Origin of the sequence: Streptomyces sp. NPDC005820, from assembly GCF_040630255.1 — a bacterium.
GTDB lineage: Bacteria > Actinomycetota > Actinomycetes > Streptomycetales > Streptomycetaceae > Streptomyces.
On sequence record NZ_JBEXXE010000019.1, the window covers coordinates 24,578 to 44,714 of the forward strand.

Annotated in this window: 17 protein-coding genes, 3 tRNA genes and 1 pseudogene; 14 read left to right on the forward strand and 7 right to left on the reverse strand. The window is 70.5% G+C overall.

The genetic code is table 11. The features are described from left to right. The first annotated feature begins 41 nt into the window (after positions 1-41). Positions 42-821 carry a sirohydrochlorin chelatase gene (locus tag ABZ464_RS23395; protein WP_359279572.1) on the forward strand — a complete coding sequence of 260 codons (780 nt, stop codon included), beginning with the start codon at positions 42-44 and terminating at the stop codon, positions 819-821. A 30-nt stretch (positions 822-851) separates the two neighbouring features. Here ABZ464_RS23395 and ABZ464_RS23400 read toward each other — a convergent pair whose 3' ends face one another. Further along, a complete protein-coding gene (locus ABZ464_RS23400) occupies positions 852-1,745 on the reverse strand; it encodes a LysR family transcriptional regulator (RefSeq protein ID WP_359279573.1) in 894 nt (297 codons plus the stop codon). Between the two features lie 100 nt (positions 1,746-1,845). Here ABZ464_RS23400 and ABZ464_RS23405 point away from each other — a divergent pair, with 100 nt between their 5' ends. The 8 genes and pseudogenes from ABZ464_RS23405 (at position 1,846) to ABZ464_RS23440 (ending at position 10,570) form a co-directional block, all read left to right on the forward strand. After that, positions 1,846-2,286 (forward strand): nuclear transport factor 2 family protein, encoded by a 441-nt coding sequence (locus tag ABZ464_RS23405; protein WP_359279574.1) that lies wholly within the window; start codon positions 1,846-1,848, stop codon positions 2,284-2,286. 5 nt (positions 2,287-2,291) lie between these two features. Then, entirely contained in the window at positions 2,292-3,131 is an 840-nt protein-coding gene (locus ABZ464_RS23410; protein WP_359279575.1) for an NAD(P)H-binding protein, read from the forward strand. 30 nt (positions 3,132-3,161) lie between these two features. Continuing rightward, on the forward strand, positions 3,162-3,545 hold the full coding sequence (locus ABZ464_RS23415) for a DoxX family protein (protein ID WP_359279576.1): 384 nt from the start codon (positions 3,162-3,164) through the stop codon (positions 3,543-3,545). 143 nt (positions 3,546-3,688) lie between these two features. Continuing rightward, positions 3,689-4,544 (forward strand): annotated as a pseudogene (locus ABZ464_RS23420) (transposase). 26 nt (positions 4,545-4,570) lie between these two features. Further along, positions 4,571-5,824 (forward strand): deoxyguanosinetriphosphate triphosphohydrolase, encoded by a 1,254-nt coding sequence (locus ABZ464_RS23425; RefSeq protein WP_359279577.1) that lies wholly within the window; start codon positions 4,571-4,573, stop codon positions 5,822-5,824. A 143-nt stretch (positions 5,825-5,967) separates the two neighbouring features. Continuing rightward, positions 5,968-7,233, forward strand: coding sequence for an FAD-dependent oxidoreductase (locus ABZ464_RS23430; protein WP_359279578.1), 1,266 nt, complete (start codon positions 5,968-5,970; stop codon positions 7,231-7,233). A 144-nt stretch (positions 7,234-7,377) separates the two neighbouring features. Next, positions 7,378-9,285, forward strand: a complete 1,908-nt coding sequence (gene dnaG / locus ABZ464_RS23435) for a DNA primase (protein ID WP_359279579.1) — start codon at positions 7,378-7,380, stop codon at positions 9,283-9,285. Between the two features lie 115 nt (positions 9,286-9,400). Beyond that, positions 9,401-10,570 carry an RNA polymerase sigma factor gene (locus tag ABZ464_RS23440; protein ID WP_359279748.1) on the forward strand — a complete coding sequence of 390 codons (1,170 nt, stop codon included), beginning with the start codon at positions 9,401-9,403 and terminating at the stop codon, positions 10,568-10,570. Positions 10,571-10,613: 43 nt separating this feature from the next. Here ABZ464_RS23440 and ABZ464_RS23445 read toward each other — a convergent pair whose 3' ends face one another. The 4 genes from ABZ464_RS23445 to ABZ464_RS23460 all read right to left on the reverse strand — a co-directional run bounded on the left by ABZ464_RS23445 (position 10,614) and on the right by ABZ464_RS23460 (position 16,338). Beyond that, positions 10,614-12,542 carry an ABC transporter ATP-binding protein gene (locus ABZ464_RS23445; protein ID WP_359279580.1) on the reverse strand — a complete coding sequence of 643 codons (1,929 nt, stop codon included), beginning with the start codon at positions 12,540-12,542 and terminating at the stop codon, positions 10,614-10,616. Continuing rightward, on the reverse strand, positions 12,542-14,275 hold the full coding sequence (locus ABZ464_RS23450; protein WP_359279581.1) for an ABC transporter ATP-binding protein: 1,734 nt from the start codon (positions 14,273-14,275) through the stop codon (positions 12,542-12,544). The genes ABZ464_RS23445 and ABZ464_RS23450 overlap by 1 nt, the downstream gene beginning before the upstream one ends. Positions 14,276-14,425: 150 nt before the next feature. Beyond that, positions 14,426-15,880 carry an FGGY family carbohydrate kinase gene (locus ABZ464_RS23455; RefSeq protein WP_359279582.1) on the reverse strand — a complete coding sequence of 485 codons (1,455 nt, stop codon included), beginning with the start codon at positions 15,878-15,880 and terminating at the stop codon, positions 14,426-14,428. Between the two features lie 152 nt (positions 15,881-16,032). Next, positions 16,033-16,338, reverse strand: coding sequence for a YtxH domain-containing protein (locus tag ABZ464_RS23460; RefSeq protein ID WP_359279583.1), 306 nt, complete (start codon positions 16,336-16,338; stop codon positions 16,033-16,035). Between the two features lie 157 nt (positions 16,339-16,495). Here ABZ464_RS23460 and ABZ464_RS23465 point away from each other — a divergent pair. From ABZ464_RS23465 to ABZ464_RS23475, 3 genes are all read left to right on the forward strand, one after another. After that, a tRNA-Asn gene (locus ABZ464_RS23465) sits at positions 16,496-16,568 on the forward strand. Between the two features lie 5 nt (positions 16,569-16,573). Beyond that, positions 16,574-16,646: transfer RNA gene (locus ABZ464_RS23470), tRNA-Asn, on the forward strand. Positions 16,647-16,835: 189 nt separating this feature from the next. Then, positions 16,836-16,912, forward strand: a tRNA-Ile gene (locus tag ABZ464_RS23475). Positions 16,913-17,122: 210 nt separating this feature from the next. On the opposite strand, the gene ABZ464_RS23480 is transcribed toward ABZ464_RS23475, so the two are convergent. Together ABZ464_RS23480 and ABZ464_RS23485 are read right to left on the reverse strand one after the other, a co-directional pair. Continuing rightward, positions 17,123-17,965 carry a hypothetical protein gene (locus tag ABZ464_RS23480; protein WP_359279584.1) on the reverse strand — a complete coding sequence of 281 codons (843 nt, stop codon included), beginning with the start codon at positions 17,963-17,965 and terminating at the stop codon, positions 17,123-17,125. 126 nt (positions 17,966-18,091) lie between these two features. Next, positions 18,092-18,367, reverse strand: coding sequence for a hypothetical protein (locus ABZ464_RS23485; protein ID WP_359279585.1), 276 nt, complete (start codon positions 18,365-18,367; stop codon positions 18,092-18,094). A gap of 349 nt (positions 18,368-18,716) precedes the next feature. Between ABZ464_RS23485 and ABZ464_RS23490 the strand changes: the two genes are divergently transcribed. Next, a complete protein-coding gene (locus tag ABZ464_RS23490; protein WP_133909581.1) occupies positions 18,717-19,010 on the forward strand; it encodes a helix-turn-helix transcriptional regulator in 294 nt (97 codons plus the stop codon). An 86-nt stretch (positions 19,011-19,096) separates the two neighbouring features. Then, positions 19,097-20,134: a lambda-exonuclease family protein gene (locus ABZ464_RS23495; protein ID WP_359279586.1), complete on the forward strand. Its 1,038-nt coding sequence runs from the start codon at positions 19,097-19,099 to the stop codon at positions 20,132-20,134. Positions 20,135-20,137: the final 3 nt, after the last annotated feature.

Here is a 20,137-nt window from a genome sequence, read left to right on the forward strand (position 1 = left end):
CAGGCAACGGGGGTGCAACCTCGCCCGGCGACGATCGGTGCATGAGCCAGCCAAGCCTCGTCCAGCTCGACGCCCGCCGGCGCCCGGCCCCGCCCGCGCTGGTGGTCGTCGCCCACGGCAGCCGGGACCCGCGCGCCCTCGCCACCGTCCGCACCCTCCTCGACCGGGTCCGCGACCGGCGCCCCGGCCTGCCGGTGCACCTCGGCCACATCGAGCTGAACGAGCCCCTGCTCACGGACACCCTGGCCGACCTGGACGCCCGCGGCACCACGGACGCCGTCCTGGTCCCCCTCCTCCTCGCCCGCGGCTACCACGTCAAGCGCGACATCCCCGAGATGGCGGCGACGGCCCGGGTACGCACGCGCGTGGCGACCCCCCTCGGCCCGCACCCCCTCCTGGTCGACACCCTGCACACCCGGCTGCTGGAGGCGGGCTGGCCCCCGGCCATGACCTCCGACGAACGCCGCACGAGCGCGGTGGTCCTGGCGGCGGCGGGCTCCCGCGACCCCGACTCGGCGACGGACACCCGCCGCACGGCCCACCTCCTGGCGGCACGTCTGGGCGTCCCGGTGGTCCCCGCGTACGCCTCCACGGCCACCCCGACGGTCGACACGGCACTGCGCGCCCTGGCGGCGAGGGGCAGGCACCGGGTGGCGGTCGCCTCGTACTTCACGGCCCCCGGCCGCTTCGCGAGGGAGTGCGCGGAGAAGGCCCCCTGGATCGCCTCGGCGCCGCTGGGCACCCACCCGGCGATGGCCGACCTCCTGCTCCACCGCTACGACCGGGCGCTGGAGACGGGCGGCAACAGCAACGCCGCCTGAGGCTTCGCGTCCCCCGCCCGCCGTCCCCTGTCACAGGACGATGGGCCCGAGGTCGGCGGCGGTCTCGGCCAGGGCGCGCAGGGCGGGGCTGTCGGCGGTGGTGCGCCAGGTGAGCGCGAACTCCATGGTGGGAGCGTCGCTCAGGGGCAGGAAGACGATGCCGGGGGGCTTGTTGTAGCGCGCGGCGATCGCGCCCAGCGGGTGGACGCAGCGTCCGGAGGCGACCAGCGAGAGGATCTCGTGGAAGGTCCGCGCGACGGGACCGCGGGGGACACGCCGGCCCAGCGGGGTGCGGGTGGGCACCATGGAGGCGACCCAGTACTCGGGGACGTCGGGGCCGAAGTCGACGACGTGGTTGTCGGCGAGGTCCTCCAGGGACGCGGCGCCGCGTTCGACGAGCGGATGGTCCGCGGCCACGGCCAGCACACGGGACGTCGTGAGCACGGTGGGGCCGACGGTCAGGTCCGGTTCGGCGACGGGCAGCCACAGCACCTGCGCGTCGTGCTCCCCGGAGCGCAGACCGGTGAAGGCGTCGGCGCCGTTGATCTCGCCGAACTCGATGTCTCCGCCGGGGTGCCGGGCGCGGAACGCGTCGACGAGGGGCCGTAGTTCATATGCGGCGTGCCCGAACACCCCGAGCCTCAGCGTCCGGCCCGCGCCCGGACCGGCGGCCTGGGCACGGGCGAGTCCCGCGTGCAGGAGGTCGAGGGCCTGTTGGAGGTCCTCCCGCAGGCGCCGGCCGACCGGGGTCAGGGTCACCCGTCGGCTGGTGCGGTCGAACAGGACCACGCCGAGGTGCCGTTCCTGCCGGCGGATGGCCTGGCTGACGCGGGCCTGGGACACATGAAGCCGTTCCGCGGTGCGGCCGAAGTGCAGTTCCTCGGCCAGGGTCAGGAAGATCTCGACGTCCCGCAGCTCATACATAACACCCATGTTATGGATGGCCCCATGAACTCTCCATTGTTCCCCCGCTGACCTGCGTCGATGCTGGACGCATCACCCACGGACACAGCAGGGAACCCCGATGAACTCTGTACCGGCCGTCGTCGACCGCTTCGAGATCGAGGAACTGCGCGCCGAGGTCACCGACGCGGTGATGATGCGCGACTTCGACCGCTTCGCCTCGCTGTTCACACCCGACGCGGTCGTGCGCTGGCCGCACATCGGGAAGGAGTTCACCGGCCGCGACGAGATCCGTGCGGGGATCGAGTGGGGGCAGGGACTGTGGGAGTTCTTCGTGCAGAACGTCCACCCCGGTGTCGTCCGGCTCGACGGCGACACGGCGACCGGACGCGTGTACATCGAGGAGTTCGGGCGGATGCGCGACGGCCGCTCCCATCTGAACCACGCCCTCTACCACGACCGTTACCGGCGCACGGGCGACGGCTGGATGTTCAGTGAGCGCGTCTACGAGGTCAGATACGTCGACTCCACGCCGCTCATGGGCTCACAACCGAAGGAGTGAATGTCATGTTCCTGATCACCGGAGCCAATGGCGTCGTGGGACGCCAGGTGATGAACCTGCTGGGTGGGAAGGCGGCCGTCGCCGCGGTCACGCGCGGTCCCGGCGCGGCCCGGCTCCCGGACGGCGTCCGAGCCGTCGGCGGCGACCTGTTCCACCCCCACTGGATCGAGGCGGCGCTGGACGGAGTGGAGGCCCTGCAGATCAGCCCGCGCGCCACCGGCCCGGGACTCGGGGAACTGCTGCGGCTCGCCGTCGCGCAGGGCGTACGGCGGACCGTGCTGCTGTCGGCCACCACCGTGGAGCATCCCGCGGGGGAGGCCCGGTTCGCCGCGCAGTTCCGCCACGCCGAGGACCTCGTCAGGGCCTCGGGCCTGGACTGGACGGTTCTGCGCCTGGCCGACTTCGCGGCCAACGCGCTGGCCTGGGCGCCGCAGATCAGGTCCGGCGACGTGGTGCGCGGCGCGTACGGCCGGGCCGCGACCTCACCCGTCCACGAGACGGACATCGCGGAGGTCGCCGTACGCGCCCTGCGCGGCACCCTTGCCCCGGGGTCGATCCACACCCTGACCGGGCCGCAGTCACTGGACCAGGCCGAGAAGGTGCGCCTCATCGGCGCCGCCCTCGGCCGGGACCTGTCCTTCCAGGAACTCCCGCCCGAGCGCATACGCCAGGCCATGCTCGCGCAAGGGCTGCCCGAGGAGGTCCCCGACCGGCTGCTCGGCTCCCTGGCCGACTACGCCCGCCGCCCGGGACCCACCACCGCCACCGTGGCGGACCTGCTGGGCCGGCCCGCCCGCACCTTCGCCGACTGGGCCCGCGAGAACGCACCCGCCTTCGGCGCCTGACCCACTTCACACCGACCGGGAGTCCCCACCATGAACGTCACTCTGTGGATCGCCGCCGGACTGCTGACCGCGGTCGCCCTGGCAGGCGGCATCACCAAGACCTTCGTCCCCAAGGCGAGACTTGCCGCGCAGCACGGCGGGGAATGGACGCGGGAATCGAGCACGGGCTTCGTCAGGACCCTCGGGGTCCTCGAACTCCTGGCCGCGGCCGGCCTGATCCTGCCCGGCGTGCTCGGCATCGCCCCGGTCATGGTGCCGGTGACCGCCACCTGCTGGGTCGCCCTCATGATCGGCGCCATGATCACCCACGGCCGCCTCGGCCAGTCCGGACTGGTCCTGCTGAACGCGGTCTACCTCGCGCTCGCCGCCCTCATCGCGTGCGGCCGCTTCGGCCCCTGGTCCTTCGGCGGCTGACACGAGCCGCCGCACAGAACCCGGCACTCCGGTAGGCCACCAATTGTCACCGCCGCTTACCGGGACTCTTGCAGAGAGTCCCCGCGTTTACGCCGGAGATGAATGCGCCTCAAGAATGCTCGGCATTGCCGAAACCATTTTTCATGCAGCTCCGCTACAACTACCGGGCCTATCCGGACGCCTTCCAGCGCTGTGCGCCGGCGAAGGCGTTCGGCTGCGCCCGCGTGGTGTGGAACGACTGCCTGCGCGACCGGAAGGAAGCGCACGCGGCGGGGCTGCGGTACGTGACGTCGGCCGAGCTGTCCCGGGTTCCAAGAAAGACGCCCGGCAGTCGATCCGCCTCAACGCCAACGCCTTCTCCCTCTCGGGCGACGGCACGGTGTCCGTGGCCAAGATCGGCAACCTCAAGGTCAAGTGGTCCCGTCGGCTTCCGGCCGCACCCACGTCCCTGACCGTCACCAAGGACAGCTCCGGCCGGTGCTTCCTCGGCTTCGTCGTCGAGACTGAACCGGACGTCCTGACCGAGGTGGAGACCGAAGCGGGTATCGACCTCGGCCTGACCGCCTTCGCCGTCCTGTCCGACGGCAGCAAGATCAACAACCCGCGCTTCCTGCGCCGGGCCGAGAAGAAACTCAAGCGCCTCCAGCGGGAGCTGTCCCGCAAGACCAAGGGGTCGCAGAACCGGGCCAAAGGAAGACCTCGCGGTGTCCGGCTGGTCCGCGTTCGTACGGATGCTCGAGTACAAGGCGGTCAGGCACGGGCGTACTTTCGCCAAGGTGGACCGTGCTTTCCCGTCCTCCCACGCACCGTGCACGACCGCGACCACAACGCAGCCCGCAACGTTCTTTTCGAAGGACGCCGTATCGTCGCCGCCGGACGGGCGGAGACGCCAAACGCCTGTGGAGCGCCGGTAAGACGGGCGCAGGTGCCCGCTCAGCGCGTTGAAGCAGGAAGCCCCGGACGGGTCAAGCGACCCAGGCCGGATTCCCTGGACTTTAGGCCGTGGAGCACGTCAATGTCGAAACATGCCCTATGACCTGCCGTCAGCCGAACGCTGGGCCCCCGAGCCGGACAAGCGCCCCGGCCGTACCGCCTTCCAGCGCGACCGCGCAAGAATTCTGCACTCCTCGGCGCTGAGGAGGCTCGCCGGAAAGACCCAGGTCGTCACCCCGGGCGAACGCAGCCAGGAATGGGACGCCACGCCCCGCACCCGCCTCACCCACTCCCTGGAGTGCGCCCAGGTCGGCCGTGAGCTGGGCGCCGCCCTCGGCTGCGATCCCGACCTGGTCGAGGCGGCCTGCCTCGCGCACGACCTCGGCCACCCCCCGTTCGGCCACAACGGCGAACAGGCGCTCAACGACTTCGCCCAGGACTGCGGCGGCTTCGAGGGCAACGCCCAGTCGCTGCGCCTGCTCACCCGGATCGAACCCAAACGCTTCACCGCCGAGGGCTCCGTCGGCCTCAACCTCACCCGCGCCACCCTCGACGCCGCCACCAAGTACCCCTGGCCGAGGGGCGCCCACCCCACCGACCCGGCCTCCCCCAAGTTCGGCGTGTACGAGGACGACCGGCCCGTCTTCGAATGGGCCCGCAAGGAGGCCCCCGGCACCCGCACCTGCTTCGAGGCGCAGATCATGGACTGGTCCGACGACGTGGCCTACTCGGTGCACGACGTGGAGGACGGCCTGCACGCCGGCCACATCGACCCCGGCCGGCTGCGCGCCGAGCCGGAGCGCGCCGAGGTCTTCCGGGTCGCCGTCGGCCGGTACGTCCCCGCGGACACCGACCCGGCCGAACTCGCCGCCGCCCTCGACCGCCTCCAGGACCAGGAGTGGTGGCCGCACGGCTACGACGGCTCGGCGGTCGCCCAGGCCCGCCTCAAGGACGCCACCAGCCAGCTCATCGGCCGCTTCTGCCTCGCCGCCGAGGGCGCCACCCGCGAGAGATACGGCTCCGGGCCCCTCAACCGCTACGGCGCCGCACTCGTCGTACCGCACGAGACGCGTCTGGAGTGCGCGGTCCTCAAGGCCGTCGCCGACCGGTACGTCATGCAGCGCGCCGAACAGGAGCGGCTCCGCGCCGACCAGCGCGTCGTGATCACCGAGCTCGCCGAGGCCCTCACCGCCCGCGCGCCCGAGGGCCTCGACCCGCAGTTCCGCGCCCTGTTCGCCGAGGCCGCCGACGACCGCGCCCGCAAACGCGTGATCGTCGACCAGATCGCCTCCCTCACCGACGCCTCCGCCCGCTCTCTTCACTCCCGTCTGACCGGGCACCCGTGACCCTTGGGGCAGGAGCACGCGCAAGTGCACCCAAACGGACCCGAACGTGACCCAGCGTGGCCTGATCGGGCCACGTCCCCTTCCCCCATCACGCTCCGTGCGGGACGCTCGCATGTGGCGGTTCTCTTACGAGGAGGCATCACGTGGTCGACGCGGATCAGACATTCGTCATCGTCGGAGGAGGCCTGGCCGGCGCGAAGGCGGCAGAGACGCTGCGGGCGGAGGGCTTCACCGGCCGCGTGATACTGATCTGCGACGAACGCGACCACCCCTATGAGCGGCCGCCGCTGTCCAAGGGCTTCCTGCTCGGCAAGGAGAGCCGCGAGAGCGTCTTCGTGCACGAGCCCGCCTGGTACGCGCAGAACGACATCGAGCTGCACCTCGGCCAGACCGTCGACGCGATCGACCGCACGGCGAAGACGGTCCGCTTCGGCGACGACGGCACCCTCGTCCACTACGACAAGCTGCTGCTGGCCACCGGCGCCGAACCGCGCCGCCTCGACATCCCCGGCACCGACCTCGCGGGCGTCCACCATCTGCGCCGGCTCGCGCACGCCGAACGCCTCAAGGGCGTCCTGACCGCCCTCGGCCGCGACAACGGCCACCTCGTGATCGCGGGCGCCGGCTGGATCGGCCTGGAGGTGGCGGCGGCGGCCCGGGAGTACGGCGCCGAGGTCACCGTCATCGAGCCGGCCGCGACCCCCCTGCACAACGTCCTCGGCCCCGAGCTGGGCAATGTCTTCGCCGAGCTGCACCGCGAGCACGGCGTCCGCTTCCGCTTCGGCGCCCGGCTGACCGAGATCGTCGGCCAGGACGGCATGGTCCTCGCCGTGCGCACCGACGACGGCGAGGAGCACCCCGCGCACGACGTCCTCGCCGCGATCGGCGCGGCCCCGCGGACCGCGCTCGCGGAGGCGGCCGGGCTCACGCTGGCCGACCGCGCCCACGGCGGCGGCGTCGCCGTGGACGCCCGGCTGCGCAGCTCCGACCCGGACGTGTACGCCGCCGGGGACGTCGCCTCCTTCCCGCACGGCCTGTTCGACACCCGGCTGCGGGTCGAGCACTGGGCCAACGCCCTGCACGGCGGCCCGGCGGCGGCCCGCTCGATGCTCGACAAGGACGTCACCTACGACCGCGTGCCCTACTTCTTCACCGACCAGTACGACCTGGGCATGGAGTACAGCGGCTGGGCGCCGCCGGGGTCGTACGACGAGGTCGTGATCCGCGGTGACGCCGGGAAGCGGGAGTTCATCGCGTTCTGGGTGAAGGAGGGCCGGGTCCTCGCCGGGATGAACGTGAACGTGTGGGACGTCACAGAGCCGATCCAGAAGCTGATCGCTTCCGGCGCCGTCGTGGACACCGAGGCGCTGGCCGATCCCCGTGTGCCGTTGGAGAGCCTTCGCGCCTAGCGTCTGCCGGGTTCTGTGGTCTGGCACGTATGGCCTACGTGGCTTGTCGCGCCCCGTGGCCGAGCCGCATATGTCACGGCCCCGCGCCCCTGAGGGGCGCGACGGCTCGCCGGAGCTGTCGGCGCGCCCCCGTAGAATTCACGCGTGGCAGGACGGATCAACGACGAGGACGTGAAGGCGGTACGGGACGCGGTCCCGATCGACGCCGTCGTGTCCGAGTATCTCCAGCTGCGCAACGCGGGCGGCGGCAACCTCAAGGGGCTGTGCCCGTTCCACGACGAGAAGTCCCCGTCCTTCCAGGTCAGCCCGAGCAAGGGGCTCTTCCACTGCTTCGGCTGCCAGGAGGGCGGCGACACCCTCACCTTCGTGATGAAGGTCGACCACCTCACCTTCTCCGAGGCCGTCGAGCGGCTCGCCGCCCAGGCCGGCATCACCCTGCGCTACGAGGAGGGCGGCTACAACCCCTCCCACCAGCGCGGCGAACGCATCCGCCTGGTCGAGGCCCACAAGATCGCCGCCGACTGGTACACGGAACAGCTGGCCACCAGCCCGGAGGCCGACACCGGCCGCCAGTTCCTCGCCGAGCGCGGCTTCGACCAGGCCGCCGCCCAGCACTTCTCCGTCGGCTACAGCCCCCAGGGCTGGGACCACCTCACCCGCTTCCTGCGCGGCAAGGGCTTCACCGACAAGGAACTGCTGCTCAGCGGGTTGGCGCAGGAGGGCCGCCGGGGCCCGATCGACCGCTTCCGGGGCCGGCTGATGTGGCCCATCCGCGACATCGGCGGCGAGGTCGTCGGCTTCGGCGCGAGAAAGCTCTACGAGGCGGACAACGGCCCCAAGTACCTCAACACGCCCGAGACGGCGATCTACAAGAAGTCCCAGGTGCTGTACGGCATCGACCTCGCGAAGAAGGACATCGCCAAGGCCAGCCGCGCGGTCGTCGTCGAGGGCTACACCGACGTCATGGCCTGCCACCTCGCCGGCGTCACCACCGCCATCGCCACCTGCGGCACGGCGTTCGGCGGCGAGCACATCAAGATCCTCCGCCGGCTGCTGATGGACAACGGCAGCGCCCGAGTGATCTTCACCTTCGACGGCGACGCCGCCGGCCAGAAGGCGGCCCTGCGCGCCTTCGAGGACGACCAGAAGTTCGCCGCCGAGACCTACATCGCCATCGCCCCCGACGGCATGGACCCCTGCGACCTCAGGCTGATCAAGGGCGACGAGGCGGTCGCCGACCTCGTCGAACCGCGCACCCCGCTCTTCGAGTTCGCGCTGCGCCAGATCGTCGTACGGTACGACCTCGACACCCCCGGCGGCCGCGCCGCCGCCCTCGACGAGGCCGCGCCCATCGTCGCCCGCATCAAGAACAGCGGCGCCCAGCACGAGGTCGCCGTCCAGCTCGCCGGCCTGCTCGGCATCCTCGACACCCAGTTCGTCGTCAAGCGCGTCGCCCAGCTGGCCCGTTGGGCCCGCGACCGCGGCGGCAAGGGCCCGGCGCCGGCCGGCCGCGGCGGCCCCCAGCAGCCCTACGAGGCCGCCCCCCGCCCCGCCACCGCCGGCCCCGCCCTCACCCTGCGCAACCCCGTCTACGCCACCGAGCGCGAGCTGCTCAAACTCGCCCTCCAGCGCCCCGAGCTGGTCTCCCCGGCCTTCGACGCGTACGGCGTCGACGAGTTCACCGCCGCCCCCTACGCCGCGGTACGCCAGGCCGTCATGGACGCGGGCGGCGCCGAGTGGGGACTCCAGGACGCCCAGGAGTATCTGATCCGCGTCCGTGAGGCCGCCCCCGACGACACCGTTCGCGCCATGGTCACCGAACTCGCCGTCGAGCCGATCATGCGCCGCACGGTCGACGAGGTCTACGCCGGCACGGTCCTCGTCCAGGTGCGCCGCCGCGCCGTGGAGCGCCGCGTCCGTGACGTCCAGTCCCAGCTGACCCGCCTCGGCGCAGGCGGCGACCCGGCCCAACTGGCCGCCGTGCAGAACGAACTGTGGGTCCTTCAGCAGTACGACCAGGCGCTCCAGGCACACGGCGCCGCGGCTCTCTGAACAGCTGGTTACGGGTCGGACTCAAAAAGTCACCGCACGCCCCTCGTGGCGAGGATGTGTCGTACTCCACACTGGGTCCGGTGCCTGAGTCCTCGGAGCGGCCCCCGCAGCACCGCTGCCGCTCACCTCAGCAGCGATCATCCTGGAGGTCGCCCCCGTGCAGACCCAGACCCTGACGCAGAACGCCAGCACTACCGACGACACGGAACCGGACGCCGAGAACGACGCCCTGGTCGCGGTCCCGCCGCAGAACCGTGCCGCGCACCACCCGGAGACGGAACCGCCCCCGGAAGCCCTGGAAGAGGCCGCAGAGGCCGCAGAGGCCCCCGAGCCCGTCGAGGCGCCCCCCGCCCGGGCGGCCGCCGACACCAGCGGGCCATCCTCCGACCTGTTCCGCCAGTACCTGCGGGAGATCGGGCGCATCCCGCTGCTCACCGCCGCCGAGGAGGTCGAACTCGCCCGCCGGGTGGAGGCCGGCCTGTTCGCCGAGGAGAAGCTGAGCAGCACGCCCGACCTGGACAGCGACCTCGCCCTCGACCTCGACCGGCTGGTCGTCATGGGCCGCATGGCCAAGCGCCGCCTCATCGAGGCCAACCTGCGGCTCGTCGTCTCCGTCGCCAAGCGCTACGTCGGACGCGGCCTGACCATGCTCGACCTCGTCCAGGAGGGCAACCTCGGGCTGATCCGCGCGGTGGAGAAGTTCGACTACGCCCGCGGCTACAAGTTCTCCACGTACGCCACCTGGTGGATCCGCCAGGCCATGTCCCGCGCCCTCGCCGACCAGGCCCGCACCATCCGCGTCCCGGTCCATGTCGTCGAGCTGATCAACCGGGTGGTGCGCGTGCAGCGCCGGATGCTCCAGGAACGCGGCTACGAGCCGACCGCCGACGAGGTGGCCGGCCAGCTCGACCTCGCCCCCGAGCGGGTCGGCGAGGTCCTGCGCCTGGCCCAGGAACCGGTCTCCCTGCACGCCCCGGTGGGCGAGGAGGACGATGTGGCCCTCGGCGACCTCATCGAGGACGGCGACGCGACCAGCCCCGTCGAGTCGGCCGCCTTCCTCCTCCTGCGCGAGCACCTGGAGGCGGTGCTCTCCACGCTCGGCGAGCGTGAGCGCAAGGTCGTGCAACTCCGGTACGGCCTCGCCGACGGGCGGCCCCGCACGCTGGAGGAGATCGGCCGGATCTTCGGGGTGACGCGCGAGCGGATCCGTCAGATCGAGTCGAAGACGCTGAACAAGCTGCGGGACCATGCGTTCGCGGACCAGCTTCGGGGCTATCTGGACTGAGGGGTGCCCACCCGGAGGTGGGCACCTGGCCCTGTCCTGGGGCCTAGTCCACCTCCGCCACCGCCTCCGCGAACTGCGCCTTGTACAGGCGGGCGTACGCCCCGCCCGCCTCCAGCAGCTCGGCGTGCGCGCCCTGTTCCACGATCGCGCCGTTCTCCATCACCAGGATGGTGTCCGCGTCACGGATCGTGGACAGCCGGTGCGCGATGACGAACGACGTCCGCCCGTGCGCCAGCTTCGCCATCGCCTTCTGGATCAGCACCTCGGTACGGGTGTCGACCGAGGAGGTCGCCTCGTCCAGCACCAGGATCGTCGGGTCGGACAGGAACGCCCGCGCGATGGTGATCAGCTGCTTCTCACCGGCGCTGACCCCGCTGCCCTCGTCGTCGATCACGGTGTCGTACCCCTCGGGCAGGGTCCGTACGAACCGGTCCGCGTGGGCCGCCCGCGCCGCCTCCTCGATCTCGCCCCGGGTGACCTCGCGCGAGGCGCCGTACGCGATGTTCTCCGCGATCGTGCCGCCGAACAGCCAGGTGTCCTGGAGCACCATGCCGATCCCGGCGCGCAGCTCGTCCCGGGACATCCGGGCGATGTCCACGCCGTCGAGGGTGATGCGGCCGCCGGAGACGTCGTAGAACCGCATGAGGAGGTTGACCAGGGTCGTCTTGCCGGCGCCGGTCGGGCCGACGATCGCGACCGTGTGGCCCGGTTCCACCGTCAGCGAGAGGTCCTCGATGAGCGGCTTCTCGGGGTCGTAGCGGAACGAGACGTGCTCCAGCGCGACCCGCCCGCGCAGCTCCTCCGGCTTGGCGCCGGCCGCCGGGTCGGCCTGCTGCTCCTCCGCGTCGAGGAGTTCGAAGATCCGCTCGGCGGAGGCGACACCGGACTGCACCAGGTTCGCCATCGACGCGACCTGCGTCAGCGGCATCGAGAACTGGCGGGAGTACTGGATGAAGGCCTGGACGTCACCGATGGACAGGGCGCCCGACGCGACGCGCAGACCGCCGACCACCGCCACCAGCACATAGTTGATGTTCGACACGAAGAACATCAGCGGCTGCATGATCCCGCTGTTGAACTGCGCCTTGAACCCGGCCTCGTACAGCGCGTCGTTCTGTTCGGCGAACTGCTGCGCGGACTCCTCCTGGCGGCCGAACACCTTCACCAGCGTGTGGCCGGTGTACATCTCCTCGATGTGCGCGTTCAGCTTGCCGGTGGTGCGCCACTGCTGCACGAAGTGCGGCTGCGAACGCTTGCCCACCTTCGCGGCGACGACCGCCGACAGCGGCACGGTCACCAGCGCGACCAGGGCGAGCAGCCAGGAGACCCAGAACATCATCGCCAGCACACCGATGATCGTCAGCAGCGAGTTGATGAGCTGGCCCATCGACTGCTGGAGCGTCTGCCCGATGTTGTCGATGTCGTTCGTGGCGCGGGAGAGCACCTCGCCGCGCTGGCGCTTGTCGAAGTACGACAGCGGCAGCCGCGACAGTTTCGTCTGCACGTCCTCGCGCATTCGGAACATCGTGCGGTTGACGGCCCGGTTGACCATCCGCGTCGCCACCGCCATCAGCAGACCGGCGACGAGGAACACCCCGACCGCGAACAGCAGGACCTGACCGACCTGGTCGAAGTCGATGCCCTGGCCAGGGGTGAAGTCGGTGCTCCTGAGCATGTCGGCGACCTGACCCTCGCCGCGCTCGCGCATCGAGTCGAGCACCTGCTCCTTGCTCGCGCCGTCCGGCATCCGCCGGCCGATGATGCCCGCGAACACCAGGTCGGTGGCCTTGCCGAGGATCTTCGGGCCGACCACGTTCAGACCGACGCTGAGCACCACGCAGAAGAGCATCACGTAGAGCGTCAGCCGCTCCGGCTTGAACTGGGCGAGCAGCCGCCTGCCGGACACCTTGAAGTCCAGCGAGCGGTTGTCGGGACCGGTGCCGGCCATCATGCGTCCCATGGGCCCGGCCATCAGGCAGCCTCCGCTTCCGTCAGCTGGGAGAGCACGATCTCCCGGTAGGTCTCGTTGTCCGTCATCAGCTCGCGGTGGGTGCCGGCGCCGACGACCCGGCCCTCGTCGAGGACGATGATCCGGTCGGCGTCCCGGATGGTCGCCACCCGCTGGGCGACGATCACCACCGTCGCCTCGGCCGTCTCCCGGCCGAGCGCCGCGCGCAGGGCCGCGTCGGTGGCGTAGTCGAGCGCGGAGAAGGAGTCGTCGAAGAGATAGATCTCCGGCCGCTGCACGAGCGTCCGGGCGATCGCGAGCCGCTGCCGCTGGCCGCCGGAGACGTTGGTGCCGCCCTGGGCGATGGGGGAGTCCAGCCCGTTCTCCAGCTTGCTCACGAAGTCCTTGGCCTGGGCCACCTCCAGCGCGTGCCACAGCTCCTCGTCCGTGGCGTCCGGGTTGCCGTAGCGCAGATTGCTCGCGACGGTCCCGGCGAAGAGGTACGGCTTCTGCGGGACGAACCCGACGGTCCGGGCGAGCAGGACCGGGTCGACGTCGGCCACCGGCACCCCGTCCACCAGCACCTCCCCGTCGGTCGCGTCGAACAGCCGGGGGACCAGCCCGAGCAGCGTGGACTTGCCGCTGCCGGTGGAGCCGATGACGGCGGTGACCTCGCCGGGCCGCGCCACCAGGTCGATCGCCTTGAGGACGGGCTCCTCGGCACCCGGGTAGCGGAAGCCGGCCGCCCGGATCTCCAGATGCCCGTGCCGGCGCAGCTCGGTGACGGGCGCCACCGGCGGCACCACGGACGACGAGGTCTCGAGCACCTCCTGGATGCGCTCGGCGCACACCTCCGCACGCGGCACCATCATGAACATGAAGGTGGCCATCATCACGGACATGACGATCTGCATGAGGTAGGCGAGGAACGCGGTCAGATCACCGATCTGCATCTGCCCGCCGTCGATCCGGTGGGCGCCGAACCAGACCACCGCGATCGAGGACAGGTTCACCGTGGTCATGACCACCGGGAACATCAGCGCCAGCATGTTGCCGGTCTTCAGCGAGATGTCCGTGAGGTCGGTGTTGGCCTTGCGGAACCGCTGCTGCTCGTACTCGTCGCGGACGAAGGCGCGGATCACCCGGTTGCCGGTGATCTGCTCGCGCAGCACCCGGTTCACGGTGTCGAGGCGCACCTGCATCGACCGGAACAGCGGCCGCAGCCGGCGCACGATCAGCGTCACACAGATGCCCAGCACCGGGACGACGGCGACCAGCACCCCGGACAGCGGGACGTCCAGGCCGAGCGCCATGACGATGCCGCCCACACACATGATCGGCGCCGACGCCATCAGCGTGAACGCCATCAGGGCCAGCATCTGGATCTGCTGGACGTCGTTGGTGGTCCGGGTGATCAGCGAGGGGGCGCCGAACTGGCCGAGCTCCCGGGAGGAGAAGGACTGCACCTGGTCGAAGACGGCCGCCCGCACGTCCCGGCCGAGTGCGGAGGCGGTCCGGGCGCCGTAGTAGACGGCACCGATGTTGCAGACGACCTGCGCCAGCGAGATGCCGATCATCACGCCGCCGTAGGACAGGATGTAACCGGTGTCCCCCTCGACGACACCGTTGTCGATGATGTGCGCGTTCAGGGTGGGCAGGTACAGGGTGGCGCAGGTCTGCAGGAACTGCAGCAGCACCAGCAGGGCGATGGGTTTCTTGTAGGGCCTGAGGTAGGTCCGCAGAAGTCGTATGAGCACGCTACGTCTCTCGGAGTCGGCGGTAGGGGCATTGGTTGCCCCTGGCCCCTATCGTCGGACACTCCACCCGCGTTACCTCAACCGATTAAGCCGAGAGCTGCGTGATATACGGCCTTCCGCGTACGAGGACCGGTGGACCCGGTCCCGGCCCTATGCCCGGAACGCCCCGGGATGGGTCTGCTCCCGCACCGACACGTACTGCTGCCGCACCGCCTGCCCCACCGCCAGATCCTCACCCGGATCCAGGACGACCGCCGCCGCGCCCTGCCACACCGGCGGGGTCCGCGGATCGAGGGTGCCCTGCTTCGCCCCGAGCGCCCAGGCCGCCTGCCGGGCCGCGCCGATCGCCGCGTAGTCGGCCGGCTGCGGTACGACGACCTGCGCGCCGAAGAGCGCCGGCGCCGCCGCCTGCACGGCCGGCAACTCGGCCGCCGCGCCCAGCAGGAAGATCCGCTGCACGCCCACGCCCCGCCCGCGCAGCACGTCGAGCGCGTCCGCGAGCCCGCACAGCATGCCCTCGAACGCGGCCCGCGCGAAGTGCTCGGGCTTCATGGACTCCCGGCGCAGCCCGGCCAGCGTCCCGGCGGTGTGCGGCAGGTTCGGCGTCCGCTCGCCCTCCAGATAGGGCAGCATCACCAGCCCGTGCGAGCCCGGCGTCGACTTCATCGCCAGATCGGACAGCCCCTCCAGATCGGCCGCGCCGAGCAGTTCGGCGGCGCCGCGCAGGGTCCGTACGGCGTTCAGGGTGGTCACCACGGGCAGATGCATGCCCGTCGCGTCCGCGAGGGAGGTGATCATCCCGGACTGGTCGACCAGCGGCTCGGGATGGACGGCCATGACCGACCCGGAGGCGCCCAGGGACACCACCACATCCCCCATGCCCAGCCCGAGCCCCAGCGCCGCCGCCATGGTCTCGCCGGTGCCGGCGGAGATCAGCAGCCCCTCCGGTGTCGTACCGGCCGCGTCGGAGGGGCCGATCACCTCGGGCAGCATGACCTGGTGACCGAGCGCCAGCTCGACCAGATCCGGCCGGTATCCGCCCATCGCGGCGGACCAGTAGCCGGTCCCGGACGCCCCGCCCCGGTCCGTGGTCCTTCTCACAGGCCGGCCCAGCAGCTGCCACACCAGCCAGTCGTGGGCCTGCATCAGCACGGCGGTGCGCAGCGCGGCCTCGGGCTCGGTCTTGGCGAGCCACCGCAGCTTGGTCACCGGCTGGGCGGCCTGCGGTACGCATCCCACGGCCTGCGCCCAGGCCTCGCGCCCCCCGAGCGCGTCGATCAGATCGGCCGCCGCGACCTGCGCGCGCTTGTCGCCGCCGACCATCGCGGGCCGCACGGTGTTGCCCTGCGCGTCCAGCGGGACCAGCGCGTTCTGCTGCGAGGACACCCCGATGGCCTGCACGCCCTCGAGCAGCCCCCCGCCGGCCGCCTCCCCGAGGGAGAGCAGCCAGGCCTGGGGATCGACGTCACTGGGCCGGCCCCCGCTGTCCGGATTCTCCACCGGATGCGGCGCATACCCCTGCCTGAGCACGGCTCCGGTGTCCGCGTCGCAGACGACGATACGAGTGAAATCGGGCGAACTGTCCAGCCCGGCGACTATCCCCATACTGAAAATTCTGCCGCACCGCTCCGCTGGGTTTGGCCGTTGGGCACCGTAAGGGTGCCGGTGGTCCGTCGCGTGCGGCGCCGTCGTGGCTGGTCGCGCAGTTCCCCGCGCCCCTTGAGGGAGTCGGTGTGATCGATACCGCAATGGTGCCGTTACGTGTTGCTGGTGCCCCAGTCGTCCTCGGCGCCGTTGTGGGAGCTGCGTTCACGCAGGGAGCGGACCCTGCTCGAGACCGACTCGGGCATACGGTCGCCGACCTTGGTGCTGACCGCGTGGTACGCCTTGCCCGCGTACTGGCGGCCCTGCTGGGCGGCCGTCTCGGCGGTGTTGCGGACGGCGGGGTTCTGCGCGACCTGCCGCGCGGACTTCTTCAGCTGCTCGTAGCGCTCACGTCCGGCGCGCGTGCCCAGCACGTAACCGACCGCGAGCCCGACGAGGAACGTCAGCTTGTAGCGCATGGCGGCCACCCTCTCCTTGCGTAGGTTCCTGGTGTGGCGTCGGTGCCGGGGGAACCGATTGGCGGAGCACCCCCCTGCTTGCGCTAATGTATGTGTCGCAGCGAGCGCCCGCCCCCTGGCGAATACCCAGGTAGGTACGTTCGATGCAACGAGGCATTCCTCCGTAGCTCAATTGGCAGAGCAGCCGGCTGTTAACCGGCAGGTTACTGGTTCGAGTCCAGTCGGGGGAGCTCGGTCCTCCGTAGCTCAATTGGCAGAGCAGCCGGCTGTTAACCGGCAGGTTACTGGTTCGAGTCCAGTCGGGGGAGCATCGTGAACGAGGACCCCTTGGGGGTCCTTTTTCATGTCGGTTGCCGCCGGTGCCACGCCGTCGGGAACCGTGCAGGTCGCAGCGCGGTCTCCCGGGTCGAGCAAGGTCGACCAGCCGAAGCGTGAGATCGTATGAGCGGCTATGCTGCGGCACACGGCGCGTACACATGTACGCGACACGCCGCTATGGGGCGGTAGCTCAGCCGGTTAGAGCAGCGGACTCATAATCCGTCGGCCGTGGGTTCGAGTCCCACCCGCCCCACCACCACCTACGCGTGCAGAACCGTTTGACCAGCGCAAACGACAAGGCCCCCGCTTCGGCGGGGGCCTCTTTGCGTTCCTCAAGATCATTAGCTCGGCCGATGCTCGGCCGAAGTGAAATCACTCCACTCCGACGGCCGAACACGTTGAACGAGGCCCCAACGGGCCCCCTTGTGTCGCCTCTTGGGCAGTCGCGGGATGAACGTTCCTGCCGCTACGGCGCCTTGCCGGGAAGGCAGAGTTCGAGGAGCGGCGGGACTCCGATACAGAGGCCGTCGTCGCCGGGCTTGTCGTCGTCGGCGGGCGGTTCGGTGGCCGGCGGCTGGCTCGGTTCCGGATCGGCCGTCGGCGGCGGAGCCGGGCTCTGCGCGGGCTGTTGAGTCGCGGCCGGGGCCGGGGTGGCCGGCGCGTCCGAGGCGCCGCGTCCTGGGCGCTCCTGATCGCTGTGTGCTTCCTGGTCACCGTCGTCCCGCTGACTTGCTCCAGGGTGCTCGTCGCCGGTGGTGCCGGACTGGCCGAGGGGCGCGGTTCCGGCGCCGAAGCTTGTGGTGCTCTCCCTTTGCGTCGTGCCGTTCTCGTCCTTGTTGTCTTCGCCGGTCGCGCCTGGCTCCGGGGTCTGGGTGTCGCTGTCGCCGAGGTCGGGGGCGGTTGCCACCGGGGCCTGCCCGCCGGAGTCTGGCGTCTCGTCACTGCCGGTGTTCTTGTAGTAGGCGAAGGCGCTGGTGGCGACGAGGACGGAACTCGCGGCGACGGTGGCGGCCACCGCTCGGCGTCCGCGTACGAGGTCGCGGAGGCGGGAGCCGAGGGAAGCGAGGAAGGCGGCCACGGCGCCGCCCATGTAGAGAGCCAGGTGCCGCTTCCGGCGTACCGGCTCGGGCCCGTCGTCGACCGGCAGAGCGAGTGGCAGCGGTTGCTGCGTGATGCGGGCGATCTTCTCGGCGGCGAGCTCGGCTTCGACCTTTGCTAGACGATCCGCCTGTCTCTGACTGTTCTTGTGAAGCAGAACGATCGCCAGGACTGCCGCGCCAAGCACGCCAGCCAGTACCACCTCAGCCACGTGCGCCCCCTTATCGAAACGAATGTGTTTCCGTAAGGGGCCATGATCGTCTTGCTGTGCAATCGGTTTCTATGCGCGCCTCATGTTTGTAACCGTAACGTGATGTGCGGTTACGGTTACTCATAGTTATCCCGCCTGGCGGTGCCAGGTGTCCCCGGATGTGTCCGTCGGGGTGGACTCGCCAGCTGCCTGGCGTCCGAATCGGCTGAGCACCTGGTCTCGCGCCTCGGGGCTGAGTGTGGCCAGCAGTGCGGTGATCGCCTCGACCTGGGCGTCGCTCCCGGGCGTTCCCGGCGTGCTCGCGGGCGTCGGCGGCGCTGCGAGTTCATCGAGGAGTTCGGCGGCGGCGCTGCGGCCGGCCTGGCGGAGCTGGTCCGAGGTGAGGCTGACGACTTGCGCCATGCGGACGAGTGTCTCGTCGGGTGCAGTTACTGCGATCCGCACGCCTCCAACGTCCTGATAGCCGTTGACGATTTGCCGCCATCGGGTCTCGCTTAGCCCTGCCCTTCGCGCCGCTTCGCGCCCTGAGAGGCGGGCTCGGCGAAGAGCCTCCTTGATGAGCACAGCCTCTGTGGGTGGCTGTGGTGTCTGCGCGTCCATACAGCGAAGGTTCGCATAACTACGCAGTACTGCGCTACACGACGGCAAGAACCGGCGAAATACGGTGCGCAGTTGTGTGACTGACGTCACATACTGCGCGAACTGCGCGCGAAATGTTCGCACTACGCGTCACTACGCATAGACTGTGCGTATGAACAACACCCGCATGCGACGCCGCAAGGGCGCGCCCTTTCACCATTCGCCGGAGGCGGTGACGCACGCACGCGAGAACGCCGGACTGACACAGAAAGCCCTGGCTGAGCAGTGCGGATTCAGCTTCCAGCTGATGTGTGACATCGAGGCCGGCCGCCGCAACGCGAACCCCGAGCGACTGCGCGCAATGGCGCGCGTCATCGGCTGCTCGGTCGCAGATCTGCAACCGGCGAAGGGCGTGGCGCAGCTCGACGACGAGCCGCCCACGGCCACGGAGCGGAAGGCGTCGTGAAGACCCCCGCATACGACGAGACCGCCGAGCCCTGCACGGCTCGACGGCCTCAATCCCCCGAACGATCCCACGTAGGAGAAGGAACGTTGCCACACAGTATCGCCCTGGTCCCGGAGGCTCCGACCGCTCGGTTGCTGCTTCCGGCCGACACCACAGAGGAACAGTGGCACGAGGCTCGGCGCAACGGCATCGGCGGGTCCGACGTCGCCGCGATCCTCGGCCTCGACAAGTACCGCGGGCCGCGCCACGTGTTCGAGGCCAAGCACGGCCGCGACGTCTTCGACGGCGACACCGAGGCGGCCGACATCGGCCGCGACATCGAGGACTTCATCGCGTACCTGTTCGGTAAGCGCACGGGCATCGAGATCGGTAAGCCGTCCGGCACCCTCGTGCACGTCGAGCACGACTGGATGAGGGCGAACGTCGACCGGTACGCCCTCGACGACGGCGGCCTGGGCGTCGCCCCGATCGAGCTGAAGAACCGTTCCGCCTACCAGCTCGACGACTGGGAGGACGGCGTCCCCGACGGGCCCGCCCTGCAAGCGCACTGGTACATGGCGGTCGGCGGCTGGAAGTACGCGTGGGTCACGGCCCTCGTCGGCGGCAACCGGCTGAAGTACCACCGCATCGAGCGCGACGAAGAGCTGATCGAGACCCTCGTCGACACCTGCGGGCGCTGGTTCCAGCGGCACGTGGTCGAGGGCTTCCCCCCGCCTGCCGACGGGCTGGAGGCGACGAAGGAACTCCTCGGCCGCCTGTGGGACGTCAAGGCCAAAGACGTCGCCGAGGTGTCCCTGGACAAGGCGCGGAAGCTGCGGAAGCGGCGGACGACCCTGGGCGAGCAGATCAAGGCGCTCGACCACCAGCTCACCGAGGTCGAGAACGAGATGCGTCTCGTCTGCGGCGAGTCCGGCATCGCGGAGGCCGACGGCAAGAAGGCCTGGTCGTACGTCCCCAACGGGACGTTCTCGGCGAAGCGGTTCGAGAACGACTACCCGATCATCGCCGCCGAGTGCCGGACGACGGTCGAGGTCCTCGACATGGACCTGATCAAGGAGAAGTACCCCACCGAGTACGGCAAATGCCGGGCCCGCGTGCTCCGCGTGCCCGCGAAGGAGCTGTGACCC